Raw genomic sequence first — 26,921 nt, 5'->3', positions numbered from 1 at the left:
CCCCTCAGTTGGGACAAAGCGCTCCAACGCAGATCACTTTCAAGGTTGACGCGAAAATCGCTTTCTTCACGGACGACCGTTTACAGTCTTGAGTGGATGTGGACGGAACTTGATGTTCACGACCTACGCCGGTAGCGTCTGGCATCCTCAACGCTCCAAGCGCACCACATGCCGACGCGAGCCGGCCATGCCGATCTCGTGGAATCCGCGGGCCACGAACATCTCTCGAAAGCCCATGAAACGGTAACTCGGCGACGCCTGGTCGACCGGATAGGCCTCGATGGTCCTGGCGCCTTTGGCGAAGGCGTGATCGATGGCCGCGTCGAGCAGGGCGCTTGCCAGTCCACGGCCGCGCGACGCCCTCGGCACATAGAAGCAGACGATCGACCATACGCCCGCCTCGCTGTCGTCCTGCGCCTGCGACAGCTTGCGATAGGTCTCGCGTGGCGCCACGGAGCACCAGCCGACGGTCTTGCCTTCGGCATGGGCGACGATACCGACCGGCGTGCCGGCGTCGATGAGCGCCATCATGGCCCGTCTCCGCTCATCGTTGGACGCATGCTCGCGGTTTTCAAGGTGGCGCCAGGCCATGCACCAGCAGTATTTTGGTGCGCCAGGCTGCTCGAACAGGTTCTCGAAATCGGCGCGCGTGGATCGCGTCACCTCAGTAAAGCGGATTTGCCTCCGGTCAGCCTTTCCTGGCGAGCCGCTCGAGCGTTTTGGCATCGGAAAGCTCCCTTGCAGCGTCCTTGCCGATCCAGCGCGCCGTCTTGTCGGTCGATCCGGCCAGCTTCTGTGCCAGGGCAAGGGCAGCGCCGTGCAATTTCATCGATCGCTTGCCGATAGAGCGAAGCGCCCAGTTCACCGCCTTCTTCACAAAGTTACGGCCATCGCCGGCGTGCGCTTCGATGATCGACAGGAAGTCGAGGAAGGTCGCCTCTGGCTCCTTCTTCCGGTGGACGACCGACCAGGCCATCATGGCAAAAGCCGTTCGTCGAATGAACTCCCGTTCGTCGGCCGCGAACTCTTCTATCAGTTCCTTCCAGCAATCCGTATCGACAAAGAGATCGGAGACGCCGTCGACGATATCCCACGAGTCGAAAGTCGCCGCCCATCGTCTTGCATCCGCGGCAGAAAACCGCTTCGGATCGGCTGTGACGGAAGCGATGAACTGCGCTTCCATGATGCCCGACTCCCATAGTTCGAAGGCACGCTCATGGTTGCGCTTGATTTTCTTGGCAATCTGGCGCTGCACGCCATGCGAGATTCCGAGCGCACGTTCGATCTTGATGCCGTAGCGCAGCATGCCAAGGCGGTTCTCTTGCGAGCCGATCGAGCGCAGATGGGCGACAATCTCCTCGGCGCTGGATTGAGGCGAAAGCTCGGCCACGACAAAATCTACTTTTCCAATCGCGCCAGCAGCGAGGACGTGTCCCAGCGTTTGCCGCCCATCCCCTGCACATCCTTGTAGAACTGGTCGACAAGTGCCGTCACCGGCAGCTTGGCGCCATTGCGATCGGCCTCCGCCAGGCAGATGCCGAGATCCTTGCGCATCCAGTCGACGGCGAAGCCGAAATCATATTTGCCGGCATTCATCGTCTTGTGGCGGTTCTCCATCTGCCATGAGCCGGCCGCTCCCTTGGAGATCACCTCGATGACTTTCTCGATGTCGAGCCCGGCCTTCTTGCCGAAATGGATGCCCTCGGCCAGTCCTTGGACAAGACCGGCGATGCAGATCTGGTTGATCATCTTGGTGAGCTGGCCGGAGCCGGCCGGACCCATCAGCCCGACCATGCGGGCATAAGCATCGATGACGGGCTTTGCTTTGTCGAAGGCTTTCTGTTCGCCGCCGACCATGACGGTCAGCACGCCGTTTTCGGCGCCTGCCTGACCGCCGGAGACCGGTGCGTCGAGGAACGAGAAACCGCGCACTTGCGCCTTCTCAGCCAGTTCGCGCGCGACTTCAGCCGAGGCCGTGGTGTTGTCGATGAAGATGGCTCCTTTCTTCATCGACTGGAACGCACCCTCGGCTCCAATCGTCACCGCGCGCAGGTCGTCATCATTGCCAACACAGGAAAAGACAAAGTCCTTGCCGTCGGCCGCCTCAGCCGGCGTGTTGGCAACACTGCCGCCATGCTGGGCAACCCATTGCTCGGCCTTTGCCTTGGTGCGGTTATAGACGGTGACGTCGTGGCCGCCCTTGTTACTGAGATGTCCGGCCATTGGATAGCCCATGACGCCAAGACCGAGAAATGCCACCGATGCCATGTTTGCGAATCCCTTAGAAGCCTGTTTCCGGCCTTCTTAGCGGATCAGGCAAAGCTATGGGAGTCAGCGGTGCAGATGTATGGTAATGCGCCGTTCTATCCACTCGACCGCGTGGCGGAGCATCTCGACAATGATCAGATAGATGATCGCCGCCCAGATATAGGACTGGAAGTCGAAAGTGCGCGAATAGGTGAGCTTCGTAATGCCCATCAGATCATAGACGGTGATGAGGGCCACGATGGCGGAGCCTTTGATCATCAGGATTATCTCGTTGCCATAGGGACGCAGCGCCACGATCAGCGCCTGTGGCAGGATGATCTTGCGCAGTGTTTGCAGTTTGTGCAGGCCAAGCGAGGCAGCGCCTTCCCACTGACCTCTGGGGACGCTCTCGATAGCGCCGCGCAGGATCTCAGCCTGATAGGCCGCTGTATTGAGGGTGAACGAGAAAATGGCGCAGTACCAGGCTTCACGAAAAAAGCCCCACAGGCCGACAGCTTCAAGTGCCGGTCGAAACGAACCCACTCCATAGTAGATAAGAAAGACTTGTGTCAAAAGCGGAGTGCCGCGAAAGAAGTAGACATAAGCGTAGGCAACGCTGGACAGGATCCGGTTCCTGGACATCCGCGCGTAGGCGACAGGAACTGAAAGGACGGCTCCCAACACGATCGACACGGCGACAAGCGTGAGCGTCACGCCAAGGCCAGAGATGTAGCCCGGAGCGTATTTTTGGAAGAGTTCGGAATTCCACGCCTCGACCAAGTATACAATCATGCCGATGCCGAGCACGATCCAGAGACCGACCAACGCATATCCCAATACACGTTGCCGGGACCAGCCGCGCGGGATTGCTGGCGGTTTTTCGACCTTGGTCGCCACGTCGGCTGCTGCCGCACTCATCGTTGCACCTGTTGTCGGCCAACCCTGCGTTCAATGGCATTGATGCCGAAGGACGAGATGACGGCGAGGAGCAGATAGATAAGAGCAGCGACCCCAAAAAACAGGAATGCATGCTTGGTGACGCGAGCGGCGACGCCTGCCTGCCGCAATATGTCGGCAAGACCGATGGCGGATACCAGCGCTGTATCCTTGAGCAGGATAAGCCACAGATTGGCAAGACCCGGCAGGGCAATACGGATAAGCTGCGGCAGCACCACCAGTCGCATCGTCTGCCCGCCTGACAGGCCAACCGAATAGCCGCCCTCATACTGTCCCTTCGGAATGGCGCGGAACGCGGAGAGGAAGACCTCGCTGGCATAGGACGAGAAGACGACGCCGAGCGCGATCATGCCGGAAACAAATGCGTTCACTTCGACCGCAGCGGTCGGGTCATATAGGCGCATCAATTGCTGGATGCCGATTTGCGCGCCGTAAAAGATCATGAACAGGGTCAGCAGCTCGGGCAATCCACGAAAGATCGTGGTGTAGATATTGCCGGCCAGCCGCAGTGACGGTTCGTCAGATTGCTTGGCCAGTGCAACCAGGAAGCCGATCATCAGACCGACAGGCAGGGTCGCGGCTGCAAGCGAAACGGTGATGAAAACACCATAGGCGATGTCGTCGAGCCAGCCTTCGGGTCCCCAACTGAGCAGCGTCCAAACGCTTTGCATCCGCCTGCCTGTTCTCCTCTATGGCTTTTTTTGAGAGCGGCGCGTCACCCCTCCCGCGCCGCTCCTTGCAAACGGCGGGGATGTCCCGCCGTTCGCTGTCAATCCGGAAGGATTAGGACTCGCCGCCGTAGACGTCGTACTTGAAGTACTTGTCGTTGATTTCCTTGTACTTTCCGTTGGCGCGGATGGCGTCGATCGCCTTATTGAACTGATTGACCAACTCGGTCTCGCCCTTGCGTACGGCGATACCGGCGCCCGGACCATGGATCTCGATGTCGGGCGTGATCGCACCGATCAGCTTGCAGCAGGCGCCGTCCGGCGTGGCAAGCCAGCCTTCGAGAACAGTGATATCGTCGTTGACCGCATCAACGCGGCCATTGGCGAGATCGAGCTGATATTCCTGCGCGGTCGGGTACGGCTTGATTGTACTGTCGGTATAAGCCTTGGTTGAATAGTTGAAGTGGGTGGTGGACGCCTGCACGCCGATCGTCTTGCCGGCGAGATCTTCCTTGGTCACGCCCTTGATGTCGCTGTCCTTGGGCGCGGCGATCGCCGGCGGCGTGTTGTAGTATTTGTTGGTGAAGTCGACCTTCTCGGCACGCTCCGGCGTGATCGACATCGAGGCGACGATGGCGTCGAACTTGCCGGCCTGAAGCGCCGGGATGATGCCGTCCCAATCCTGCGCAACGAAATTGCATTTCACCTTCATCTCGTCGCAAAGCGCCTTGGCGATATCGATGTCGAAGCCCACGAGCTGGCCATCGGCAGTCAGGTTGTTGAACGGCGGATAGGCTCCCTCCGTGCCGATCCTCAAAGTTTTCTCCTGAGCTTGGGCAACGCCCAATGTCAGCAGCGCGGCCGAAGCGGCGAGCGCTATACGCAGTGCAGTACGCATGATGGTCCTCTCTGTATGTTCCCGGCCGTCGTTACAAACGGCTCTGTGGGCGGTTCTTTTGACCGCCCGCTGGCGCGATACTCCCATTCTTTCCCAAGAAAAAGCAACTGTAAAACCGTTGCTTGCGGGGTTTCGCATTCCCAGACAATGCTGACGTTGGGGCAGGCATACCAACGAGGAAATAGGGGGCGGCCGAATGTCCGTCGGCAGTGGCTCAGCGCGTCAAACCTGTCGTGCGCTCGATGAAGTCGGCTATCGATTTCGTGTCGTCGAGATCGAAGACAGGCAGGCTTTGGCCCGCTATGGCGAAGTCGGCGGCGATGGCGACGATATGCGGATCAGTTGCCGAAAGCGGTGCCCGGTCCTTAGCCTCCAGCCGCCGCGTCTCGATCTTGCTGTGCGCTTCGCGCTTGTAGCCTTCGACCAGCACGATGTCGGAGGTGCCGAGCCGCGACAGGATCGCATCCAGCGTCGGTTCGTCCTCGCCGCGCAATTCGTGCATCAGGGCCCAGCGCCTGTCCGACACGATGGCGACTTCCGTGGCTCCGGCCTGCCGGTGGCGAAAGCTGTCCGCTCCCGACTTGTCGATGTCGAAATCATGGTGGGCGTGTTTCACCGTCGACACCTTCCAGCCACGCCGAACGAGTTCGGCGACCAGCTTTTCGGTCAGTGTCGTCTTGCCGGAATTCTTCCAGCCGGTGACACCGAAGACGCGTCTCATCATGGCTCCATCCTCTGCAACAGACGTTCGGCCCGAACAAGGTCATCTGACGTATTGATGTTGAAGAAAGGGTCGTGCAGATGGCCTCCCGAGGTCAGCATCGGGAATTCCACATCGACAAATTCATGCCGGTCGATGAAAGCGGAAACCCGCCTGATGTCCTCGTCGACCAGAAAACGCCGCAGAGCCTCACGGAGCTCCAACGGCCAGAGCGCGAATGTCGGATGCCGTTTGCCGCCGGAACAGGCGACGGCGATAGTGCCGGGACGTTCGTCGACCGCCGCGGCCAGCCGTTCAACCAGATTTTCGGGCAGGAACGGTGTATCGCCCGCGGCCGTGACAAGGGCCTCGCAAGTCGTGTTCGCGGCAGCCCACTCGAGGCCGGTCAGGATCCCGGCGAGCGGTCCGGCAAAACCTTTTACCGTATCGGCAACCACCGGAAGCCCAACCCCGGCAAACCGTGCCGGGTCGCCATTGGCGCTGAGCACCAGCGGACCGACCTGCGGAGCAAAGCGCGCAACGACTTGGTCCAGCAGGCTGCCGCCGCCAAGCGCAAGCAGGCCCTTGTCGCCGCCGCCCATTCGCCGCGACTGGCCACCGGCCAGAATGACGCCGGCAATCTCTTTAGTCATCGTCTATCGTCCATGCGGTCACTCGCCGCGAACGGCAAGCCTATATGCCGTCCGGCGCCATATCAGGTCCAGCGCTTTCGGCGGCTGTCTTTCGCCGGCCGACGATCCGTTCGCGGTAAAGTGCGTAGAGGCCGGAGCCGACGATGACGATGGCGCCGAGGATCATCGGCAGGTCGGGGACGTCGCCGAAGATGAACAGGCCAAGCAGGATCGACCAGAGCAGGGCTGTGTAGCGGAACGGCGCGATGAACGAGATGTCGCCCACCCGCATCGCCATGATGATGAACTGGTAACCGATGACCACGAGCACTGCCGCCAATGCCAGGAACGCCGTGCTTTCACCCGTCATCGGTGTCCACCCGCCCATTGGCAAAAGCAGCGCCGCGCCGAGCATTGTCATGGCGAGTGCCGTTGTGGTCGACACCAGCAATGTCGGAATGGCTTGCGGTATCCGCTTGGTGGCCAGGTCACGCACCGCACAACAGCCGACGCAGGCCAGCGCCAGCAGCGAATAGATGCTGAACCCGTCGAAGCCGGGCCGCACGATGATCAGCACGCCGGCAAAACCGATGGCGATGGCCAGCCAGCGCCGCCAGCCGACGCCTTCGTTGAACACAAGCGCTGTGCCCATCGTCACGGCCAGCGGCAGCGCCTGCAGCACGGCCGAGACATTGGCAATCGGCAGATGGGCAAGGGCGATGAGGAACGACACCGTGGCACCGGCTTCGCCGGCGACGCGCACCGCAACCATCGGCTGCAGCATCGAGCCGGGCAGGGCAAGCGCACCGCGTTGCCAGGCAAGCAGGCCCACGAAAAGCGAAGCGAAGGCGCCGCGGATCAGCATGACCTGCGCCATGTTCATGGATTCCGACGAGACTTTGGTGATCGCGTCGTTGAGGGTGAAACCAATCATGGCCACCACCATGAACAGCGCGCCGCGAAGATTTGGGGAAAGAAGCAAAGGCGTTACCGGTTGTGGCTTTGCATCAAGCCTGTAGCAGCCGGTCATAAGACAGCAACGTCAAAGGGCTGGGCCACAGCCTTTCGGCCGCCCCTTACATCCTTCTCGCAAGAGCGGCAGGATGTGTTTCGGCGTTGTGACCGAGAAGATCAGCCGCCGGTGACACTCATGTGCCGCGACACCGAGGGACGGTTGGTACGGCGGTCGATGATGAAATCATGGCCCTTCGGCTTGCGGCCAATGGCTTCATCGATGGCGTCGGCGACCAATTCATTTCCTTCGGATGCACGCAATGGTGCACGCAGATCGGCGGCATCCTCCTGGCCGAGGCACATATAGAGCGTGCCGGTGCAGGTCAGCCGGACGCGGTTGCAGCTCTCGCAGAAATTATGCGTCATCGGCGTGATGAAGCCGAGCCTGCCACCAGTCTCGGCGACGTGGACATAGCGGGCCGGACCACCGGTCTTGTAGGGGATGTCGGTCAGCGTAAACTGCCGCTCCAGTGCCGCGCGCAATAGCGACAGCGGCAGATACTGGTCGGTGCGGTCGGCGTCGATCTCGCCCATCGGCATGGTTTCGATGACCGTCAACTCCATGCCGCGGCCGTGCGCCCAGCGCAGCATCTCGGGCAGCTCGGCGTCGTTGAAATCCTTCAGCGCCACCGCATTGAGCTTCACCTTCAGCCCCGCTGCCTGAGCGGCGCCGATGCCATCCATGACCTTGTCGAGATTGCCCCAGCGGGTGATCCGGCGGAATTTTTCCGGGTCCAGCGTGTCCAGTGAAACGTTGATGCGCTTGACCCCGCAATCGGCGAGCTCAGCGGCAAAGCGCGAAAGCTGCGAGCCGTTGGTGGTCAGCGTCAGTTCTTCCAGAGCGCCGCTCTCGAGATGACGCGAAATCTGACGCACCAGATGCATGATGTTCTTGCGCACCAGCGGCTCGCCGCCGGTAAGACGCAATTTCCTGACGCCCTTTTCGATGAAAACCGTGCATAGCCGGTCGAGCTCTTCCAGCGACAGCAGATCCTTCTTGGGAAGGAACGCCATGTCCTCGGCCATGCAATAGGTACAGCGGAAGTCGCAGCGGTCGGTGACCGACACGCGCAGATAGCTGATCGTGCGACCAAAAGGATCGATCATGTCCATGCTGGTGCGTTTCCCGTGGCTGCGAACGGCTTCGTTATATATGGCTATGTGATACGATCCAACCTGCCATTCAAGATAAGAAGTTTCGATCCTAGGCAACATCGCGCCGCCGACAGATCGTGTCGGAAGTTTCGAAGCGGCCTTTTCCCGCTGCGCGAAGCGGCGTAGGGAAAGGATAGATGATGCGGAACTTATCACCATGACGGCGCCGAAGGAACTCAGGGTCTCGAAGGACCGCAGGCTGCTTACCGTGACATTCCCGGACCATCAGCCATTCGAACTGCCGGCGGAGCTGCTGCGGGTGGCCTCGCCATCGGCCGAAGTGCAGGGCCATTCGCCCGAACAGCGCGTGACCGTTCCCGGCAAGCGCAATGTTGCGATCCTGAATGTCGAACCGGTCGGCAACTATGCCGTCCGCATCACCTTCGACGATTTTCATGATACCGGCATCTTCACCTGGAATTACCTGCATACGCTGGGTCATGAGAAGGACGCACGCTGGGCCGCCTATCTCGCCGAGCTGGAAGAGAAGGGGCTAAGCCGCGATCGGTAGCGCCGGCCCAGGCCCCGTCGTCAAAACGTCACCGATATCGAGTAGCGGCGGCGGATACGCGGAGACGAAAACATGTCCGTCATTACCACGGTCGAACAGCTCGAAGCGCTCTATGGTCTGCCCGGCGAGACCTCGCTGGTCAAGGAACTCGACCATGTGATCCCCGAGTACGCCGCCTTCATCGAGGCCTCGCCCTTTGTCGCGCTCGCGACCAGCGGGCCGGAGGGGCTGGATTGCTCGCCGCGCGGCGATCTCGCCGGCTTCGTCCGCATCCATGATCCGAAAACCCTGATGATGCCGGACCGGCGCGGCAACAACCGTGCTGATTCGCTAAGAAACATCATTCGCGATCCGCGCGTCGGCCTGTTGTTCCTGGTCCCAGGCTGCGGCACGACGCTGCGCGTCAGCGGCCGCGCCCACATCACCACTGATGCCGCGCTGTGTGCCTCGTTCAGCGTCGACGGCCGACCGGCGCGTTCGGTCACGGTCATCGATATCGATTCGGTCTATTTCCAGTGCGCCCGCGCCATTGTCCGGTCGGAATTGTGGAACCCGGCGAGGCATGTCGACCCGAAGTCGCTGCCGACACCCGGAAAAATCCTGGAAATCACCAGCCGGAAAGCCATCGACGGCGAGGCTTACGACAGGGAATGGCCGGAGCGCGCGAAAAAGTCGATGTGGTGAGCGGGTCACGCTTCCTTGAGCACGTCGGCAATCTTGCGCATCTGCTCGCCGATCATGTCGCATTGCTCCGGCGTCGACTGGCTCATCGCTTTCTCGATCAGCGCCATATGGACCTTCAGCGCCTGCATCAGCAGTTCCGTGCCGGCTTCGGTCAAGGTCAGCCGCAGCACCCGCTTGTCTTTCCGATCGCCTTCGCGGCGCAGCAGGCCGCGTGTCTCGAGTTGCGGCAAAAGCATGGTGATGTTGGAGCGGCCGACCAGCAGTCGGCGGGCGAGATCGTGCTGCGACATGCCGGGATGGCGGTACAGGTTCATCAGCACGTCGAGCTGCGCCGGCTTGAGGTCCAGCGGCGCGAGCTTCACCGCCAGCGTGCGCTCCAGCACATGGCAGGCGCGCGCCACTGCGACCCAGTTGCGAAAACGCGGGTTGTCCCAGGGTAGCTCTTGTTTAATGTTCATGTTTGAACTATTATGTTCATGCTTGAACGAATGGATGGATCGCCACTATGGCATCATTTGGATTGAAGGTCATCCGGGGCGTGTTTGCTGCCGCCGAACACGTGGCTCCGCGCCTTACCGGGCGCGCGGCATTCGAACTGTTCTGCCGCACGCCGAACGCCAAAATTCTCAGCGACGGCGAGCGACGCGCCGTCGACCGCGCCGCCGGCTTCATGGCCGAGGCGCGCCATCATCGGCTGAAGACCAAAAACGGCTGCGTCATGGTGCATGAATTCAGGCCAGAGCCGGGCAGGCGGGCCGCCGGCACGGTGCTCGTCATCCATGGCTGGCGTTCGCGCACTGAATATATGCGCACGCTGATCGAAGCCTATCGTGACGCCGGTTATAAGGTTGTCTCGCTCGACCTGCCGGGCCACGGCCAATCGCAGGGCCGCCGGCTCACACTGGTCAGCGCTGTCGAAGCCGCACGGCTGACCGGCGAATGGTTCGGCCCGTTCTTGGCGGTCGTCGGCCATTCCTTCGGCGGTGCCGTCGCCGCCAATGCCGTTGTCGGTTCGGTCAAGAACATTCCGCCGCTGGCGGCCGAGCGGCTGGTGCTGATCGCGGCGCCGAGCTCCCTGCCGGCGATTTTCAATGATTTCAGCCGCATGCTCAGTGTCGGCCCACGCTCGCAGGCCGCTATGGCCGACCGGGTCGAACGCATCGCCGGCCGACCGCTGCACGAATTCACCGGCGACCGCCAGCTTGCCAGCACGCCGGTGCCAACGCTGGTCATCCATGCGCCAGACGACCGCGAAGTGTCCGCCGACCATGCAAGGCTCTATGCCGGCGCCGGCGACCATATCAGGCTTTACTGGGCCGATGGGCTCGGCCATCGCCGCATTCTCGCCGATAGGGGCGTGGTCGAGCGCGCGATCGGTTTCGTTGCCGAACACCGGGAACCGTCGCTGCTGCATTGACCTGAACATCTTGCTTTTCCGGCCCAACCCGGAGTCCAGCCGCCATAGCGGTCGCGGTTGTCATGCCGCGTCCGTGCCGGCCATCACCTTCCACGCCGCCATGGCCCCAGACACCGTCGCCAGAAGGGCGGCGCGCGATGCGCCGTCGCGCGCCTGGATCGACATGCCGTGCTGCACCGTCGCATAGAAGGTCGCAGCCGTGCGGCAGTCGAAATTTTCCGGCAATTCGCCTTCCGCCACGCCGCGTTCCAGCCGTCTCAGCAAGGCTGCGCGGTTTTCGGCGCGACGGCGGCGCAGGTCATCGCAGATGGCGCCGCGGCTTGAGTCCTGATGCAGCGCGCCGAGTGCGATCAGGCAGCCTTGCGGACGATCGGTCTGCGAATAGGCCTTGGCCGTCTGGCGCAAGAAGCGCTCGACCGCCTGGCGCGCCGTCGGCGACTTTTCCAGTGCGGACCAGATATCGGTGCCTTCGACCTGCGTGTAGAGCTCGACCGCTTCGAGGAAGAGCGCTTCCTTGCTGCCGAAGGCGGCGTAGAGGCTGGGCGAGTTGATGCCCATCGCCGCGGTCAGCTCGCTCATCGATGCCCCTTCGTAGCCCTTGGCCCAAAACACCTCCATTGCGCGCCGCAAGGCAGCGGTTCGATCGAAGGTGCGGGGACGGCCTCGTTCGGGCATGGCATCCTTTCTGTGTTGATTGATACATAAATCTATTGACGCACCCGGGCAAGGCTGGCAGACATTTATGTATCGATCATTACAAAAAAGGAGAAAAGAATGTCATCGCAAGGCTTGAACGGCAAGGCTGCGCTCGTCACCGGCGGCAGCCGCGGCATCGGCGCAGCGATTGCGCGAAGGCTCGCGGCCGACGGCGCCAGCGTCGCACTCACTTACGTGAATGGCGAGGAGCAGGCCCGCGCTGTCGTCGGGGAAATCGAGGCAGCCGGCGGTCGCGCCATTGCTCTCAAAGCCGACAATCGCGACGCTGCCGCGATCCAGGAGGCGGTCAGCGAGGCAGTGAAGACCTTCGGGCGACTGGACATCCTCGTCAACAGCGCCGGTATCTGGCGCGCCGCGCCGATCGATGAATTGCCGCTCGCCGACTTCGATGAAACCATGGAGGTCAATGTCAGAGCCCCGTTCGTGGCCTCGAAGGCGGCAGTCGTGCATATGGGCGAGGGTGGCAGGATCATCTCGATCGGCAGCAATCTGGCGGAGCGTGTCACCGACACCAGCCTCAGCGCCTACTCGGCCAGCAAGGCGGCACTGGTCGGCTTGACCAAGGCATTGGCGCGCGACCTCGGTTCGCGCGGCATCACCGCCAACGTCGTTCATCCTGGCTCGACCGATACCGATATGAACCCGGCCAGTGGCCCGCACGCCGAGCACCAGCGACAGAAGATGGCGACGCCCCGCTTCGGCAAGGCGGAAGAGATCGCCGGGATGGTCGCCTGGCTGGCCGGTCCCGAAGGGCGCTTTGTGACAGGCGCCGCACTGACGATCGACGGCGGCGCCAACGCCTGACCCGTGCACTATTTTCGGGAACCGGAGCGGGCCCAATTCGCTTTAGTTGTCACGGCGTTGTGAAACTGTTCTGCAACAGGATAGCCGAAATTTATGGAAGCTTAACGAAATCGGTATGAATCGGTGTGGTCGCGTCTTACATCCCGCCGTGCGGTGGGCGAGACCGTCAAGCGATACGGAACGGGAACCGGTTGCAGCCGGAGCGGGTGATCCATGAAATTCCTCGGAAACAAAGCAACCGTGATGCCGCTTGCAGTTGTCACGGTAATGCTGGCCTTCGGCATGCCGCAGGCGGACGCGCAAGGGCTTTTCGAGAGGCTTTTCGGCGGTGGTATCAGGCGCGCGCCCCACGGTGATTTCCCTCCGCCGCCGAGGCACAGACCGAGGCCGAGAGAATTCGCTGGTGGTGGCAGCAGGATCAACAGCCCGTCCTACTATACCTATAAGGCCGACCGGCTGGTGCGTGTCGATTTTGCGACATTGATGGCAGCACCACAGCCGGTGGCACCACAGGACGCTGCCTTTGTACCGTCGCTCACCAGCGACGCCTTTCGCGAAGCGATTGCCGGGCTCGGCGACTACGAGCTCTATGCGGAACCTGACATTGCCAAGGCGTTGATCGCTTATTACTCGGCCAATCCGGATTTCATCTGGGTGACCGGGACCGGCCCAAACGGTCGCGCGCAGGATGCGGTGCGGGTGCTTGGCGAGGCGACGAGCTATGGCCTGACGCCGGCCGACTATTCGGTTGAAGTGCCCGCCGCCGGCGCATCGACCGGCGGGGCCGATGCGCGGCTGCAGGAGCTCGTCCGCTTCGAGATGGCGCTGTCGGCGCGCGTCTTGCGCTATGTCCACGACGCGCAAAGCGGCCGCGTCGATCCCAATCGCATCACCGGCTACTATGATTTCCCGGCCAAGCCGCTCGACATCGAAGGCGTGCTGAAAACGCTGGTGCGCACCCAGCAAGTGCGCACCTATCTCGAATCACGGCATCCGCAGAATGCGGAATACCAGGCGCTGCGCGTCGAACTGGAATCACTTCAGGCCAGCGCCGAAGACGAGATCGTCGTTGACCCCAAGCTGTTGCTGAAACCTGGGCAGACCAGCCCCGAACTGCCGAAGCTTCTGGCGAAGATCGCGCGCAATCTAGACGACGAGATGGGCGGCGCCTATGGCGAGATATTGGCCAGGCTCGCCACCAGCGAGGTCTATGATCCGGAACTGGTGCCGGTTATCAAGGCAGTGCAGAAGAAGGCTGGCATGAAGGGCGACAGCGTCATCGGTCCGCGCACCGTCGCGGCGCTGGTCGGGACGTCCAAGGCCGACAAGATTCAAAAGGTGCAGGTCGCGCTGGAAGAGTTGCGTTGGCTGCCATCCGATCTCGGCAGTCCGCGCGTCTTCATCAACCAGCCGGCCTTCACGGCGAGCTACATCGAAAATGGCGAGGAGAAGCTGAAGACCCGCGCCGTCATCGGCAAGACCACCAACCAGACTTCCTTCTTTTACGATCAGGTCGAGCAGGTCGACTTCCATCCCTATTGGGGCGTGCCGCAATCGATCCTCGTCAACGAGATGCTGCCCCGGCTGCGCAGGGATCCCGGCTATCTCGACCGCGCCGGCTACGAAGTGGTCAACGCGCGCGGCAAGCGCATTCCCTCCTCCTCGGTCAACTGGGGTGCCTATGGCGCGAAAGTACCTTATGGCGTGCGCCAGCTGCCGAGCGAGGCCAATGCGCTGGGCGAACTGAAGATCCTGTTCCCCAACAAGCACGCAATCTACATGCACGATACGCCGCAAAAGTCGTTTTTCCAGCGTGACATGCGCGCGCTCAGCCATGGCTGCGTTCGTCTGCAGGATCCGCGCGGCATGGCGGCGGCCGTGCTCGGCACCTCGGTCGACTACATTGCGGAGAAGCTGAAGCACGGACATTCGACCGAAAAGGTGGCGCGCACGATCCCGATCTATGTCGCCTATTTCACCGCCTGGCCTGATATGTCCGGCAAAGTCGAATATTTCAGCGACGTCTATGACCGCGACACGCGGCTGCAGCAGGCACTCGACAGCACGGAAGCGGTGCGCTCGCCGGCAAGCTGAGATTCTAAAGCGCGTCGCGTTTGACCGGCCTCATGCGACGCGCTTTAGGTTGCTGTTTTGTTTTATGCATGTCGTTATCGCAAAACCGCTGCACACTTTTGCGCGACATACATTAGCGTAGGGAGAGCGGGCGCCGGAAGCCGGCCTCGCGCCCGGCAATCAGCCAGTAAGCCAGGCCGGCGACCAGACCGGCGGCGGCGATGATGCCGATATCGGCCCAGCGCTCGGGGCTCAGGTCCTCCGGCGCGCTCGGCCAGATCAGGAAGAAGCCGGCAGCCGCTGCTGCGGCGCCGAAGACCATATGCAGCCAAAAACTGCGCAGCGAAAACAATTCGGCGATCAGCGCGAAGATCAGCGTCTGCAGGCCGGTCATCATGATCGTCAGGAAATAGATCAACATGCCGAGCGGCGGCACGACCAGCGCCGCGATGGGGGAGACCCCCATGAGATCGAAATACGCCGGTGCATCAGGCAGCGAACTCAATGCACCATAGATCGTTACTACTGCGAACAGTCCGACCAGCACCGCAACGAAATAGCCGGCGAGCATCATCAGAACGCGTTTCGCCACATGCTTTGCCGTCGCCATGCCCACCCCCGTGCGGCTCAATGATCACGCCGCAGTCAGCCATCAAAGGCGCATCGGCGCAAGGGGATGCCGAAAAGCGTGCGGGAACCGTCGCCCCGCTCTTGGTGAAGCCACGCCGCTGCCCGCTTCCGAGGGATCGTCCCCAGGCTGCGCTGTAACCTGCCGGAATTGTTCCCGGTCCTTCAAGAGAAAGCCGGCCGCACATATCGGCTGGGGGAAGATGGCCGCGATCTATTTCGGCTCGGCTGTCACCGGATCGTAGGTGATTTCGACCTTCGCCTTGTCGGTCGTGTAATAGGTGACGGTGTAGGAGCCGCTGTCCCAGCCGACCTCGTCGACGTAGCGAAAGTCGTCGCGCTGCTCGACCTTGGCGATTATTTCCGACAGTTTCCTGGCATTCTGCGGCGGCAGCTGGGTTCCGTCTGCGGCAAGGGCCGGTCCGCCGAGAAGGAGGACTACGACACCTGTCGCCAAAACACGTCTGGACATGGCTTTCCCTCACTCTTCAAGGAGTAGAAACTCGCGGCCATGCAGGTTTGTTCCGGGGTTCTGGAATGGACACTCGCGAATCGCGCCGCCGCATCGCGTTGTCGTTGCTCACGTCTGCAACTCACGCCTCGTCGGGGAAGAGATGGGCTAAGGCCGTGTCGAACGTGAGCTCCAGGGCGTCACCCGGTTCAAAGATCTTGTCTTCATCGAAGGCGGCAATGAGCTCGTGATCGTCGCGAAGTGTCAGGTCCACGACCGTCTCGCTGCCCAACCGCTCGGTATGTGCCACGACGCCATGCAGCATGCCTTCTCCAGGCTGCGCCGCCCGGAGGTACTGCGGACGGATACCCAGGATGGCCTTGCCGTCTTTCCGGAAGGAGCGCCTTCTGGTCGCTACCCTGATCGGCTCCAGGGATTGATTGCCAACTGTTGCCGCTTCGCCATCGAGGTCGAGGACGTCGACCTTCAGGAAATTCATCGACGGGGCTCCTAGAAAGCCGGCTACGAACCTGTTGGCCGGCTCGTGATAGAGTTCCATCGGCGCTCCTATCTGCATGACTTGACCGTCCTTGAGGACGACGATCCTGTCAGCCAGCGTCATCGCCTCGACCTGGTCATGGGTGACATAGATCATCGTTGTGCCAAGTTGCCTGCGCAGCCGGCCGATTTCCATACGCATGTCCATGCGCAGCGCGGCATCGAGGTTGGAGAGCGGCTCGTCAAACAGGAATACGGACGGTTTCCGGGTGATTGCGCGCCCGATAGCGACTCGCTGGCGCTGGCCGCCCGAAAGTTGACTTGGGCGGCGGTCGAGCAGATGTTCCATTTGCAGGATGCGTGCGGCCTCGGCCACCTTCTGCTCCTTTTCCTGCTTGGAAGCGCCCGCGATCGTAAGGCCGAACGCGATATTCTCGCGCACCGTCATGTGCGGAAAGATGGCATAGTTCTGGAACACCATCGCAACACCGCGTTCCTTGGGTGGGAGTTCGTTGACCACCCGGCCTCCGATCTCGAGGATGCCTTCGGTTATGTCCTCGAGTCCGGCGATCACCCGCAGCAAGGTGGACTTCCCGCAACCTGACGGTCCGACAAAGACGACGAACTCGCCATCGTTGATGTGGATATCGACGCCTTTGATGACGTCGACGCGACCATAGGATTTCTTGACGGCCTTGAGCGAGACCTCAGCCATAAGCAATGGCTCCCTGGTTCATGTGCGGCAATCCGGGATCACCGATCGATTGGTCGGCCTTGAGGAAATAGCCGTGCCCGCGCTTGCCGTCATGGGCGTACCAGTCGTCCCAGATCCACTGGCGTTTGAGCGCGAGAACCATGCATTCAGCCCTTCACACCGGTCGAGGCGATCGATGCGATGAAGGCGCGCTGCAGGAAGAGATAGAAGATCAGCACCGGGACGGTGATAAGGGTGAGATAGGCCATGACTTCGCCCCAGGCGACGTTGAGTTGAAAGAAGTAGCCGAGACCGACCATGACCGGGCGGTAGTTTTCCTGCTGCACGACGATGAGCGGCCAGAGATATTGGTTGTACATCACGAGGAACTTCAGGATGGCGGCAGTCGCCAGAACCGGCCCTGAAAGCGGCATGACAACGCGACAGTAGACCTGCCACCAGCTCGCGCCCTCCACCCGGCTTGCCTCGATTAGCTCGCCCGGCAGTCCTTTGAAATACTGCACGAACAGGAAGATCGTCAGCCCATCGGCGATCCAGGGGATGATCTGTACCCTGTAGGTGTTGAGCCAGCCCCAGTGCAGCCCATCAAGCCCGATCCAGGGCAGTTTCGAGACCAGGAGCAGGAGCGGGATAGCGATGGTCTCGAAAGGGATGATCAGCGTGGCGATGACGATCGAGAGCACCACGTCGCGCCCCTTCCACCGCAGGAAAGCGAAGGAGAATGCGGCCAGCGAACAGATCAACAATGAGAGAAGGACGGTCGCCCCGGTGACCAGAACCGAGTTTAGGACGAACAGGCCGACAGGCGCCCGCCGGAACGCTCCGAAATAGTTGTTGAGGCTGATGTCCCCGACGGGCAGGAAAGCACGCAGGCTGGAGGTGTCCGCGAGGAGCTGACTGTCGGGCTTGAAGCTCGAGTTGATCATGAACACGAGCGGAAAGATGAAGATCAAGGCAATCAGGCACAGCACCAGATAGCGGACGAAGAGCCTCAGGCCGTAATTGTCAGGATTGAAGGCCATCTTAACGCTCCCGTGTCAGCCAGCGCTGAGTGAGTGAGATCGCCAGCACGATCGCGAACAGGATGACCGAGATGGTCGAGCCGCCGGAGATGTCCTGCTTGCCGTAGCCGCGCTCGACCGCCTGGAAGACGAGGGTCTGGGTGCTGTCGAGCGGACCGCCATTGGTCATCACGTCGATCTGGGCGAAAAGCGCGAAGCCCTGCATGGTGATCACGACAAGGACAAGCACGGCGGTGTTGCGCAGGCCCGGCCAGGTGACATAGCGGAAGGTCTGCCATATCGAAGCCCCCTCGATGGCGGCGGCCTCGTAGAGCGTCGGGCTGATCGTCTGCAACCCGGCCAGCCAGATGACCATATGGAAGCCGACGGCCTGCCAGATCGACATGGCCATGACTGCGGGCAGCGCGGTCGAGGGATTGCCGAGCCAGTCGACGGGCGGGAAGAGGCCGAAGGTGAGGGCCTGGAGGATGCTGTTCAACAGCCCGTTCTGGCCGTCATAGATGAACCGCCAAAGGAGCGAGACCACGACGATGGAGACCACCACCGGCATGAAGTAGATGGTCCGGAACAGGTTGATGCCCCTGACCTTGTGGTTGATCAGCAAAGCAAGCATCAGCGCGAGGCTGCCCTGCACCGGCGCCACGACCAGGACGAACAGGACGGTGTTTACCAGCGCCTTCATGAACACAACGTCGCTGGCGATGACGATCATGACGTTCTCGCCGGACTGCCAGCGAAACCACTCGCGCATGCCGCGATACTGAGGATAGTCGTCGCTACGGGTGATCGCACGCAGGCGCGGATACTGGATTTCGCCGGCCTCGTTTCGGATCATTTCGCCAGCATCGTTGCGCTCTGGCTCAAGGGTCACCACCGCAAGGCCCAGGAGCTGCTGATAGTTTTCCAACCCGACGAACTGGGTGGGGTTCGGCGACAGCAGCCGCTGATTTGTCAATGACAGACCGATCGCGAAGAAAAACGGCAGGACGATGAATGTAAAGATGAGTGCGAAGCCCGGCAGGGCGAATGTCCAGCCCGCCCGGTTCGACAGGGTTAGTTTCGACGCCATTTGCCGTATCCGCCCAGCAAGCCAAAGAGGGTGGAGTCCGCGGCTGGCGAGGACCCCGGCGCGACAGATCTAGCGGTGGCCGTAGCCACCATTGCTTTCGATGTCGGCGTCGATCTCGTCGACCGCCGCGTCAAGCGTGTCGGCCACGTCGGCACCATTGGCGATATCGGCCAATGACTTGGTGAAGACCTTGGCCTGGACCACGTAGCCCGGGGTGACCGGGCGCACCAGAGCTTGTGCTTTGGAGAGGTCGAAGAACACCGCGAGCGGGCCGCCATCCTTGTAGTTCTTCGTCATCTGCGCCGCCGAGGGCGTCGGCGGGATCAGGCCGATGCCGTCGGAGAAGGCGGCCAGGTACTTGTCCTGCGCGGCGAACTTGATGAACTCGGCAGAGCCTTCCGGATGCTTGGACTTGGCCGAGACGCCGAATTGCCAGGATCCCGCGCCGATCTTGTTGCCGGCGCCGAAATCGGGGGCTGGAAGGAAGACAACGTCATCCACGGCTTCCATCGTTGCCACCGCGCGCCAATTGCCGTTCCACTGGAAGGCGAACTTGCCGCCGATGAAACCGGTCTGCTGATCGGCCGGGTCCTCACTGGTGCCCGGCGCATAGCCTCCGGTGAATAATGATTGCCACCACTTGCCAAAGGCCTGCGCAGCCTCGCCGTTCAGCGCGCCTTCCGCGGTCTTGTAGGTCGAACGGTCGACAATGTCGCCGCCGAAGCTCTGCAGGAACGGCGAGAAGGCATAGGAGTACCACTCGGCCTGGTCGTTCATGCCGAGATCAAGGGCGAATTCATATTTGCCGGAGGCCTTGGCGGCATCGAGCGCGGCCATGAATTCCTCTCTCGACCAGGGCTTGTCGAGGGTCGGGGTGCGCAAGCCCAATTCATCCAGCGTCGATTGGCGTGCAAAAAGCGCCACCGCCGCCTCCCACAGACCGACCGAATAGAGCTTGCCATCCCACACGCCTTTGGTGCCGGGCAGGAAGTCGGCGAACTCGCTCTCGTCGATCGGCAGCGGCTGCAGATAGCCGGCCCAGGCCCAATTGGGCATGACGGGCCCGTCCACATCCAGGATGTCGGGCAGGTTGCCCGCCAGGGCCGCCGCCGCAACGGAATCGTTGTAGCTCTTCTCGGGGAAGCTCTCGATGGTCACCGTCCAGTCGGACTGGCTGGTGTTGAAGTCGGAGATGATCTGGTTGAGGATTCGCGACTCCACCTCATTGCCGGCGCCGTGATACCACATGGTCAACTTGGTCTGCGCCAGCGCCGGCACACACAGACAGGTCGACGCGATCACCACACCGGCAAGGTGTTTTGTCAGGTTCATCGGTTATTCCTCCCTTTTGACTTTAAGGTCGCTGGCTGGATCCAGGGTCATCCCCGAGGCCGCCATGACAGCGGGCTGGGAAGCCAGGGCTCAGTTTCGGGTCGGCCGCTACGGGCCCTTGATGGGGTCCAGCAATGTTCGCGGAAGCCGGACGCATTTGCAATTGCGCAGTTTCAACTGGTCGGAGCAGGAGGTCGACGGCGATTCCCCTCGTCAGTTCGCGGGCCACTGAGATAGCAGTTCACCTAGGACGATTTTATCGTCCGTCAACTTTCTCCCGGCCGCGTTCAATGTGCAGCTCGAGCGATTCCAAGGGTAGACAGCGCTTAGTGATGTGTACCCAGCTGCCTGGCGAATCGCATGAACCGGGTCATGGCAAACCTGGCCATGAGGCGGAAGTTCGAAGCGTAGGCGGCTGCGAAGCGGATGGTAGCTTTGTACCGGAAGCGGGTATTGGTGGGCGATGCAGGGATTGAACCTGCGACCCCACCCGTGTGAAGGGTGGTTCTGCGCATTTCCGAAGGTTGCTGGCGATTTCCGGAATGGTGAATCTGATTGATTTCCTTGCATTGTTTGGTGCTGGTGTTTACCGTTGATTACGGAGAATTTCGTTTCGGTGACGATCCGAAAATTCGTGTCGTCACCGACCAGCAAGGGAATTCGATGCAAAAGCGATCGAAGAAACTGACCAAAACGACCGTTGAAGGTCTGGAGCCGGCGGCGAAGCCCTATCGCGTCTTCGACAGTGAGATGAAGGGCTTTTGTGTGCGGATCGCCCCGAGCGGCGACAAGCGCTGGCAGGTCGAATACCGGCCACATCCGGGAGGAAGAGGCATCGCTGTTAAGCGCATGACGCTTGGCGCCACCAACGTGCTTACTGCGGACGAAGGGCGCAAGGCAGCGCAGGCGATCCTCTCCGATGTCGCCAAGGGCGAAGACCCCGCCAGCGACCGCACGAAACAGCGGCGCGAAAAGAAAGTCATCGACTTGATCGATACCTATGAGGCCGAGGGCGGCTTCATCCTGCGCGGTGTCCGCATCGGCCAGCCTATGAAGCCGCGAAACAAGCAATGGATGGTGAACCGGCTGCGGCATCACGTCGTGCCGCTTCTCGGGTCCAAGCGCGTCTCCGAGGTCACGCCGACCGATATAGAGCGCATGGCGAAGGACATTGCTTCTGGCAAGACGGCCAAGGACGAAAAGGTCGGGCCGCGGAAGCGCATCATCGTGAAAGGCGGCGAAGGGCAGGGTCGAAAGGTGGTGCGCGATCTGTCTAGTGTCTTCACCTTCGCGATCCGACATCCGGCCTATGACGTGTCCGAGAATCCCTGCGAGAAGGCCGCGGTCAACAAGGTTGACGGTCGGCGGACGCGCTATCTGACCCTGGAGGAGGTTGGCCGGTTCGGCAAAGCGCTGGAGGAGTTAGAGGCCGAGGGCGCCAATCCGAAGGCGCTCGACATCGCGCGCCTTTGGGCGCTGACCGGCTGCCGTCGCGACGAGATCGCCGCTCTCAAATGGTCCGAGGTCAGGACCGATCTTGGCAGCCTCGTCCTTGACGACACGAAGACTGGAAAATCCGTCCGACCGCTAGCCGCGCCGGCTGCAGCGCTGCTGGCGTCGCTACCGCGCTATGCCGACATCAGTCAGTCGGACGGCCTGTCGCCGTGGGTTTTCCCGGCATCGCGCGGTGATGGCCATTTCCAAGGTACGAAGCGGATATGGCCGAAAGTCGTCAAGAAGGCCGGCTTGCCCGGCGTGACGCCCCACACGCTGAGGCATACGCTCGGCTCGCATTCCGTGTCGAGCGGCCAAGCGCTACCGATGGTCGGTGCTATTCTCGGTCACAAGGACGCGCGGTCTACGACAATATATGCGCACATGCAGCAGTCACCCGCCGTGAAGGCGGCAACACGCTCGGTCGGCGGTATAGCGGCGGCTCTTTCAGGCCAGAGGCCCGGTAAGCTGCTGCCAATTCGCAAGGCTGGCGAGAAGTAGGAATGCGACCTCGCCGGCCACATCGAACAGTCATCAGAGTCGCCGACCGCAAGCGCCGCCCAGCCGCTTACAAGGCGCGCCTGATTTCATGGTGCCTTGCTCGCTGGTACTCCCTGCCGCCGCTCGACAAATTACAGCTGGCTGAACTCACCCGAAGTCTCGAAACCGAACTCAGATGGAAGGCTGTGAGGGAGTCCTATGGCGAACTAACTCAGCCCGCGCGGCGAAACTGGTGGCGTCGCTGGCTGGCGATACGTGCGGAGCTTATCGAGCTTACCGGAGACGATAGCGCTGGCCATTTCCGTGACCTTTTCAAGCTGTCTAGCGAACAGGAGGAACTGGCCTTATTGGATCTGGGAACCCGGCTGCCGAACCTTACGCTGGTCCAGCCTTTCATAGAAAAGCACGGTTCCTCCCGACTCGACCTACGCACCTTCCTGATTGGGCACCGACTGCCGATGTTGTTCAAGGCCACATATCTCGGTGGCAAGCTGGAACGCCGGCACGACAGCGGCCCTCTCAGCGAACGTTGCGCCAAAATTCCGATGCGGTGGGGCCCTGGTGCGCTCTTCATCGCCATTGCGGCACGATTCCTCGGCGTCGAGCCGCCGGTTGATGTCGCCGAAATACACAAGGCGAGACGGCAGGTCGCCGCCTTGCGATCCAACGGAACTTGATCGATCAAATTCTTGGGCCGTGAGCTTCGACCGCAATTCATGCAGCTTTCCCGAAACATCTCGGGAGAGAAGTCATGCAAATGTTCACCCCTCGTGAGGCAGTTCAGTACTGGCGGGAAACCTACAATATTGTCCGTTCCAAGAACACGCTGGCCAAGTGGCGCGTAGTTGGCGGCGGCCCTGATTTCCGCAAGATCGGTCCCGATGTTCTCTACATGAAAGAAGCGCTCGACCGATGGGTTGCGCAGCATCTGTCGCAGCCGGTCCCTTCGACGTCGAGTCTGATGAAGCGCTCCCGCGCCCAGCCTGCCGAGAAATCCGCCGGAGTGGAACTCGACGACGAACTCGCCGCCTGCTTGGGCTCGACCGACAAGATGCCGTGGGACAGCTGACCGTTGGTTCGCAGGTTCCAATTTTTGGCCTTTCCGGCGCAGGTCCAAACAAATGAGCTTCGATGACATCAAATGGGCTCGCAACATCACTGGGCTGGATGACCCCATGCCTCGATTTCTCTTGATACTGATTGCGACCTATACAGGCGACGGAACCTCACCGAGCTCTCGCCCGCCACGCAGACATGAGCGGCCGGTTTGTTTTGCGTTGCGTTCGACATTGGCCCGCCAGATGGGTATTTCGACGCGCATGCTCGATCGGCACATCGCAACTCTGAAAAGAGCCGGGTTGATCCGCAGCGTACAGGTTGGCCGAGGCCCGGCGGAGATCACCCTGGTTCGCCATTTAGGCGGCGAAGCAAACAAAGCTTCGGTTCGCCACCCAGCCGCCGAAGCAAACGAAGTCTCGGTTCGTCACCCAGAAGGCGAAGCAAAAGCGGACCTTGGTTCGCCATCGGAGACCGGCTTGCTTCGCCAACAGGATGGCGAACATAAAGCCCTTAAAGCCCACTCGACGCCGCCGACGCCGTCGGAGCGGCCATTCCGCAAGGCAGGTGACGACGGCGTCTCGTGCAAACCTTCAATCGCAGCGCCTGAAATTCCGCCTGAGCAAAAAATCAATGACGCAGCCTCGGCGTCGCTAGGCTCGCCTAGCCGCTTGAATGGCGGCTCGCTCGCTCCGCCTTCGGAGACGGCGAGCCCATCTCCAGTGCGTGACGGGTGGGCGCCGGAGACATCGGGGCCCACCGACCAGACCGCCGGTCCGCAGCAGCGGGGGGTCAATCGAAAGCCAATCCTGCCGCCAATCCAAGATCAGGCGCTGTATGACCGTCTCACCAAGCGGTCGGTCCATAGTCCGGTTCCACCATCCCCGCGGAACAGGGGAGATCCCGACCCCACGGCAAACTCACAAACTCGAATGCGTCCGAACACACAGCGTCGCTGAACCGGCGATCTCAACTTGCAGCCGGCGCCCGGCGGTTCCGGGCAAATATGGAGGTAACGATGAGACAACCCAGCACCTCAAGGAGGAGAAATGACGTTGACCCTCGTGATGCGTCAATTTTTCAGGCGCTGCTCGATTTCTTCACCGATCGTTTGATGCACTCGGATCGTGATCCCACTGACAATATCGATGATGAGTTCAAGGTTGCCTTGTCAGCGGCGTTCCCCAATCCCGATGACGGGCTAGTCTCGGTGGCCTGGCGTCCCAAGATGATGCTGTTAGGTTTCGAGGTCTTTGAGGTCGCCGCCGAGTACGAAGCCGACGACAGACTGGTCGCGACCGGGCTGGTGGTGCGCCTACCGGGCGGAGGCTTGTGGTCCCTGGAAAAAGCACGCGACCTGGTCGCGTTGCGTGCAAGGGTCAACTCTGATCTGGCGCCGGCCGTAGTTGCCGGAGACCAAGCGTCGGCGCCGGGCGCAGGGCAGGTCCGCATCGATCAAACCAAAGGCGAGGACCCGCTTTGAAGTCGGCTCCACGCCCCTTCGGCGATTTCGGTTGCAACCGACGCCCGGCGGACCCGGCCAAACAAGGAGGTACGAATATGGATGAGCAACAGATTGAGAAGTGCACTGATCTTATCCAGGCGATCATGTGTGTCATTGGCCAGGAGGTCGAGATTGATGGCGTTGCGGGTATCAAGATCGGTCCCGATCTGGGACCTGCCATCGATGCCCTCATTACCTGCCTTGCCGCCACGATAAGTGGCCGCGCGAAAATGGCCGATCCAGCTTGCAGACCAGAGGTCTACCGCTACGTTTTGGACCTGCTAGAAGCGAACATTAACCGGTTCACCAGCGCTCCACAGTGCAAGTACATCCCCAGCCAATGATCGACTAGCGATGGGCATGACGAGGACAGCGCTTCTAATTCATTTCCCACCGGCATTGCCGACAGGCAGTTTTTTTGAAATGTCGACGATAGTGCACCCTACGGCCTGTCCTGTGGCGCAAGCCCAACATATGAGGTATCCTAACTCCGCAATGCCACATGCCAAATTGAACACACGTCAGGAGCGTTTCTGCCTTGGCCTCGCCGAGGGCCTTCCGCAATCTCGCGCCTATGTCGAGGCCGGCTATACAGCCCGCGGCAATGCGGCCGAGGTTGCCGCCGCACGCCTGTTCAGAAAAGTTCAGGTTCGGTCCCGCGTCGCCGAGCTGCAGGCCAAAGCCGCAAGGCGCTCGGAAGTCACGGTCGACAGCCTCGTCGCCGAGCTTGACGACATGTTGCAGTTGGCCACGAAGCTCGGCCAGCCGGGGGCTGGTGTGAGCGCGGTCATGGGCAAAGCGAAACTTTTGGGCTTGGTGATTGACCGCGCAGAGGTCGAGGGCACGCTCAGGAAGCCTTCGCGGACACCGACAACTGACAAATCGATATCTATGGACGACTGGGTCAGAAAGTTCGCGCCGAAGCGTGTCAACTAGGCGGGCCGCCCAGACTCGCATTCGGTGGCGCCCGGTCGAGGGCCGACCAAAGCGTTCGACCTACCGTGCGGCCTTCCTTGGCCCTGCGCGGGCCGATTTCGGGATCGGGGACGGCATCCGGTCGGCCGAGGCGGCCCGACGGGCGAGGTCAGCTTGCCTTAGGCACCAAACCCAATCACTCTGAGCGACCGAGTGCACGCTCTTGGACCCCAAAGGCGACCTACACGAGCCCATTTCGCTTCCGGAAAGCCGACATTCGAAAGACCAGCGCTTCTGGCCCAAAGGTGACCTTCATCGACGTAGCGTTGAATATTAGCTGTTGACGGGAAGCTGCAGTTCCGCCTGGCTGGGCGAGCGCATACGTGCGCCCACGGGTCGGCAACGTTGCTGCGGCCGCTGCTTACTGTCGATTTCTGAACCACAGCGGCTGTTCGGCTTCGGCGGCCCGAGGTACTCGAGGCGGCCCTTGTCGCCGAGCCCTTCGAGCAGTGCGCGGGCGTTCGCTTCGTCCTTGGTCGTCAACATGTCGTGCCCGCGCCGATCGTCGCCGAACCGATCGACCTCATAGGTGATGGGCTCGGGCATGGCGGTGTGGACGCGCCGAGGGCGCAATACCTCTATTTGGTGGCGCGAAGTTGGAAGTTGGTCACGCCGGCTGCAACGTTCAGGCCAGTCTGCGCCTGGACACTGACTGGCTGCAAGGTATAGGTTCTGTTGGATCCTCCAACCAGAAGATTGGCACCGGCGCCTACCACGACCGTTGCTTCGGCGCCGACGCCGCTGTAGTCGCCGGCCAGCACGCCGGGCGCATAGACGTTACCAGTTGGCGCAAGGATCCGCCACCGCAGCACTGCCCTCGGCGTCGGACCGACGTCCAGCCCCAACTTCGTGATGACCCCTACATATGTTTCGGGTGCGACCTTCGGGTTGGCCGACGTGAAGGTGCATGTCAGAGCTTTTTTTGAACCGATGATGAAGCGTGTGCCAGCTGCGACAACGCAGTCGAGCAGGCCGACCGTCGTGTTGGCCTGCTGAGCCGCCGCGCTGGGCACAATGGACGCTGCGACCGCGACAAGAGTGATGGCCGTGAGACGTTTACGCATTGTGGTTTCTCCTTGTGAGATGTTCAAGACTTCCCCGGAGGTGTGAGCGCTTCTAAGCATAATACAAAAGGATATTACCGGGACTTTGTTCCGGAACCTGTTTGGCCTGCGGCTATTGGGGCGGGTCGGCGTCTCG

33 protein-coding genes are annotated in these 26,921 nt (G+C 61.3%); 12 read left to right on the top strand and 21 right to left on the bottom strand.

The features are described from left to right. Window positions 1-147: 147 nt before the first annotated feature. From AC0L14_RS22830 to moaA, 10 genes are all read right to left on the bottom strand, one after another. Window positions 148-591: a GNAT family N-acetyltransferase gene (locus AC0L14_RS22830; protein WP_473750836.1), complete on the bottom strand. Its 444-nt coding sequence runs from the start codon at window positions 589-591 to the stop codon at window positions 148-150. A gap of 97 nt (window positions 592-688) precedes the next feature. After that, window positions 689-1,390, bottom strand: a complete 702-nt coding sequence (locus AC0L14_RS22825; RefSeq protein ID WP_473750832.1) for a DNA alkylation repair protein — start codon at window positions 1,388-1,390, stop codon at window positions 689-691. Window positions 1,391-1,398: 8 nt separating this feature from the next. Beyond that, window positions 1,399-2,268 carry an NAD(P)-dependent oxidoreductase gene (locus AC0L14_RS22820; RefSeq protein ID WP_473526697.1) on the bottom strand — a complete coding sequence of 290 codons (870 nt, stop codon included), beginning with the start codon at window positions 2,266-2,268 and terminating at the stop codon, window positions 1,399-1,401. A gap of 63 nt (window positions 2,269-2,331) precedes the next feature. Next, a complete protein-coding gene (locus AC0L14_RS22815) occupies window positions 2,332-3,165 on the bottom strand; it encodes an ABC transporter permease (protein ID WP_473487373.1) in 834 nt (277 codons plus the stop codon). Beyond that, entirely contained in the window at window positions 3,162-3,875 is a 714-nt protein-coding gene (locus tag AC0L14_RS22810; protein WP_473487372.1) for an ABC transporter permease, read from the bottom strand. Before AC0L14_RS22810 ends, AC0L14_RS22815 begins: the two co-directional genes overlap by 4 nt. Window positions 3,876-3,987: 112 nt before the next feature. After that, the gene (locus AC0L14_RS22805; protein ID WP_473526695.1) at window positions 3,988-4,770 is read right to left on the bottom strand and encodes an ABC transporter substrate-binding protein; all 783 of its coding nucleotides are present in this window, start codon (window positions 4,768-4,770) and stop codon (window positions 3,988-3,990) included. A gap of 214 nt (window positions 4,771-4,984) precedes the next feature. Then, window positions 4,985-5,494, bottom strand: a complete 510-nt coding sequence (mobB, locus tag AC0L14_RS22800; protein ID WP_473526694.1) for a molybdopterin-guanine dinucleotide biosynthesis protein B — start codon at window positions 5,492-5,494, stop codon at window positions 4,985-4,987. After that, a complete protein-coding gene (gene mobA, locus AC0L14_RS22795; protein WP_473526693.1) occupies window positions 5,491-6,123 on the bottom strand; it encodes a molybdenum cofactor guanylyltransferase MobA in 633 nt (210 codons plus the stop codon). Before mobA ends, mobB begins: the two co-directional genes overlap by 4 nt. A gap of 40 nt (window positions 6,124-6,163) precedes the next feature. Further along, window positions 6,164-7,084, bottom strand: coding sequence for a DMT family transporter (locus tag AC0L14_RS22790; protein WP_473750831.1), 921 nt, complete (start codon window positions 7,082-7,084; stop codon window positions 6,164-6,166). A 149-nt stretch (window positions 7,085-7,233) separates the two neighbouring features. After that, window positions 7,234-8,229 (bottom strand): GTP 3',8-cyclase MoaA, encoded by a 996-nt coding sequence (gene moaA, locus AC0L14_RS22785; protein WP_473750830.1) that lies wholly within the window; start codon window positions 8,227-8,229, stop codon window positions 7,234-7,236. 199 nt (window positions 8,230-8,428) lie between these two features. Between moaA and AC0L14_RS22780 the strand changes: the two genes are divergently transcribed. Together AC0L14_RS22780 and AC0L14_RS22775 are read left to right on the top strand one after the other, a co-directional pair. Then, the gene (locus tag AC0L14_RS22780; RefSeq protein ID WP_473526692.1) at window positions 8,429-8,782 is read left to right on the top strand and encodes a gamma-butyrobetaine hydroxylase family protein; all 354 of its coding nucleotides are present in this window, start codon (window positions 8,429-8,431) and stop codon (window positions 8,780-8,782) included. A 72-nt stretch (window positions 8,783-8,854) separates the two neighbouring features. Continuing rightward, entirely contained in the window at window positions 8,855-9,466 is a 612-nt protein-coding gene (locus AC0L14_RS22775) for a pyridoxamine 5'-phosphate oxidase family protein (RefSeq protein ID WP_473487367.1), read from the top strand. Between the two features lie 5 nt (window positions 9,467-9,471). Here AC0L14_RS22775 and AC0L14_RS22770 read toward each other — a convergent pair whose 3' ends face one another. Beyond that, a complete protein-coding gene (locus tag AC0L14_RS22770) occupies window positions 9,472-9,924 on the bottom strand; it encodes a MarR family winged helix-turn-helix transcriptional regulator (protein ID WP_473750829.1) in 453 nt (150 codons plus the stop codon). A gap of 47 nt (window positions 9,925-9,971) precedes the next feature. Here AC0L14_RS22770 and AC0L14_RS22765 point away from each other — a divergent pair, with 47 nt between their 5' ends. Beyond that, window positions 9,972-10,883, top strand: a complete 912-nt coding sequence (locus tag AC0L14_RS22765; RefSeq protein ID WP_473750828.1) for an alpha/beta hydrolase — start codon at window positions 9,972-9,974, stop codon at window positions 10,881-10,883. 60 nt (window positions 10,884-10,943) lie between these two features. Here the strand turns inward: AC0L14_RS22765 and AC0L14_RS22760 are convergent, their stop codons facing one another. Beyond that, a complete protein-coding gene (locus AC0L14_RS22760) occupies window positions 10,944-11,558 on the bottom strand; it encodes a TetR/AcrR family transcriptional regulator (RefSeq protein WP_473487364.1) in 615 nt (204 codons plus the stop codon). A 99-nt stretch (window positions 11,559-11,657) separates the two neighbouring features. On the opposite strand from AC0L14_RS22760, the gene AC0L14_RS22755 reads away from it, so the two are divergent. Both AC0L14_RS22755 and AC0L14_RS22750 read left to right on the top strand, forming a co-directional pair. Beyond that, window positions 11,658-12,404: a 3-oxoacyl-ACP reductase family protein gene (locus AC0L14_RS22755; protein WP_123151336.1), complete on the top strand. Its 747-nt coding sequence runs from the start codon at window positions 11,658-11,660 to the stop codon at window positions 12,402-12,404. A 213-nt stretch (window positions 12,405-12,617) separates the two neighbouring features. After that, window positions 12,618-14,498 carry a L,D-transpeptidase family protein gene (locus AC0L14_RS22750; protein ID WP_473549555.1) on the top strand — a complete coding sequence of 627 codons (1,881 nt, stop codon included), beginning with the start codon at window positions 12,618-12,620 and terminating at the stop codon, window positions 14,496-14,498. 112 nt (window positions 14,499-14,610) lie between these two features. Here AC0L14_RS22750 and AC0L14_RS22745 read toward each other — a convergent pair whose 3' ends face one another. The 7 genes from AC0L14_RS22745 to AC0L14_RS22715 all read right to left on the bottom strand — a co-directional run bounded on the left by AC0L14_RS22745 (window position 14,611) and on the right by AC0L14_RS22715 (window position 20,191). Further along, window positions 14,611-15,087 (bottom strand): hypothetical protein, encoded by a 477-nt coding sequence (locus tag AC0L14_RS22745; RefSeq protein ID WP_473750827.1) that lies wholly within the window; start codon window positions 15,085-15,087, stop codon window positions 14,611-14,613. A 231-nt stretch (window positions 15,088-15,318) separates the two neighbouring features. Then, window positions 15,319-15,576: a PepSY domain-containing protein gene (locus AC0L14_RS22740; RefSeq protein WP_123151342.1), complete on the bottom strand. Its 258-nt coding sequence runs from the start codon at window positions 15,574-15,576 to the stop codon at window positions 15,319-15,321. Between the two features lie 121 nt (window positions 15,577-15,697). Continuing rightward, entirely contained in the window at window positions 15,698-16,768 is a 1,071-nt protein-coding gene (locus AC0L14_RS22735) for an ABC transporter ATP-binding protein (protein WP_123151343.1), read from the bottom strand. Then, a complete protein-coding gene (locus AC0L14_RS22730; RefSeq protein WP_473487360.1) occupies window positions 16,761-16,910 on the bottom strand; it encodes a hypothetical protein in 150 nt (49 codons plus the stop codon). The genes AC0L14_RS22735 and AC0L14_RS22730 overlap by 8 nt, the downstream gene beginning before the upstream one ends. 4 nt (window positions 16,911-16,914) lie before the next feature. Then, window positions 16,915-17,790: a carbohydrate ABC transporter permease gene (locus tag AC0L14_RS22725; RefSeq protein WP_123151345.1), complete on the bottom strand. Its 876-nt coding sequence runs from the start codon at window positions 17,788-17,790 to the stop codon at window positions 16,915-16,917. A 1-nt stretch (window position 17,791) separates the two neighbouring features. Next, complete coding sequence (locus AC0L14_RS22720) at window positions 17,792-18,859, bottom strand: carbohydrate ABC transporter permease (RefSeq protein WP_473487359.1); 1,068 nt, start codon at window positions 18,857-18,859, stop codon at window positions 17,792-17,794. A 69-nt stretch (window positions 18,860-18,928) separates the two neighbouring features. Then, on the bottom strand, window positions 18,929-20,191 hold the full coding sequence (locus AC0L14_RS22715; RefSeq protein ID WP_123151349.1) for an ABC transporter substrate-binding protein: 1,263 nt from the start codon (window positions 20,189-20,191) through the stop codon (window positions 18,929-18,931). Between the two features lie 663 nt (window positions 20,192-20,854). Here AC0L14_RS22715 and AC0L14_RS22710 point away from each other — a divergent pair. The 7 genes from AC0L14_RS22710 (at window position 20,855) to AC0L14_RS22680 (ending at window position 25,682) form a co-directional block, all read left to right on the top strand. Next, window positions 20,855-22,186, top strand: coding sequence for a tyrosine-type recombinase/integrase (locus AC0L14_RS22710; RefSeq protein WP_473750826.1), 1,332 nt, complete (start codon window positions 20,855-20,857; stop codon window positions 22,184-22,186). A 2-nt stretch (window positions 22,187-22,188) separates the two neighbouring features. Next, window positions 22,189-22,863 carry a hypothetical protein gene (locus AC0L14_RS22705; protein ID WP_473750825.1) on the top strand — a complete coding sequence of 225 codons (675 nt, stop codon included), beginning with the start codon at window positions 22,189-22,191 and terminating at the stop codon, window positions 22,861-22,863. 74 nt (window positions 22,864-22,937) lie between these two features. Next, complete coding sequence (locus AC0L14_RS22700) at window positions 22,938-23,255, top strand: hypothetical protein (RefSeq protein ID WP_473750824.1); 318 nt, start codon at window positions 22,938-22,940, stop codon at window positions 23,253-23,255. 52 nt (window positions 23,256-23,307) lie between these two features. Next, window positions 23,308-24,201: a hypothetical protein gene (locus tag AC0L14_RS22695; RefSeq protein ID WP_473750823.1), complete on the top strand. Its 894-nt coding sequence runs from the start codon at window positions 23,308-23,310 to the stop codon at window positions 24,199-24,201. A gap of 59 nt (window positions 24,202-24,260) precedes the next feature. Continuing rightward, window positions 24,261-24,725, top strand: a complete 465-nt coding sequence (locus AC0L14_RS22690) for a hypothetical protein (protein WP_473750822.1) — start codon at window positions 24,261-24,263, stop codon at window positions 24,723-24,725. 77 nt (window positions 24,726-24,802) lie between these two features. Then, on the top strand, window positions 24,803-25,090 hold the full coding sequence (locus AC0L14_RS22685; protein ID WP_473750821.1) for a hypothetical protein: 288 nt from the start codon (window positions 24,803-24,805) through the stop codon (window positions 25,088-25,090). 166 nt (window positions 25,091-25,256) lie between these two features. Continuing rightward, the gene (locus AC0L14_RS22680; protein WP_473750820.1) at window positions 25,257-25,682 is read left to right on the top strand and encodes a terminase small subunit; all 426 of its coding nucleotides are present in this window, start codon (window positions 25,257-25,259) and stop codon (window positions 25,680-25,682) included. 312 nt (window positions 25,683-25,994) lie between these two features. Here AC0L14_RS22680 and AC0L14_RS22675 read toward each other — a convergent pair whose 3' ends face one another. Both AC0L14_RS22675 and AC0L14_RS22670 read right to left on the bottom strand, forming a co-directional pair. Then, window positions 25,995-26,267, bottom strand: a complete 273-nt coding sequence (locus AC0L14_RS22675; protein ID WP_473750819.1) for a hypothetical protein — start codon at window positions 26,265-26,267, stop codon at window positions 25,995-25,997. A gap of 32 nt (window positions 26,268-26,299) precedes the next feature. Further along, window positions 26,300-26,785: a DUF992 domain-containing protein gene (locus AC0L14_RS22670; RefSeq protein WP_473750818.1), complete on the bottom strand. Its 486-nt coding sequence runs from the start codon at window positions 26,783-26,785 to the stop codon at window positions 26,300-26,302. Window positions 26,786-26,921: the final 136 nt, after the last annotated feature.

This window comes from Mesorhizobium sp. WSM4841, assembly GCF_055811515.1.
This window is presented reverse-complemented; position numbering and strand designations above follow the sequence as displayed.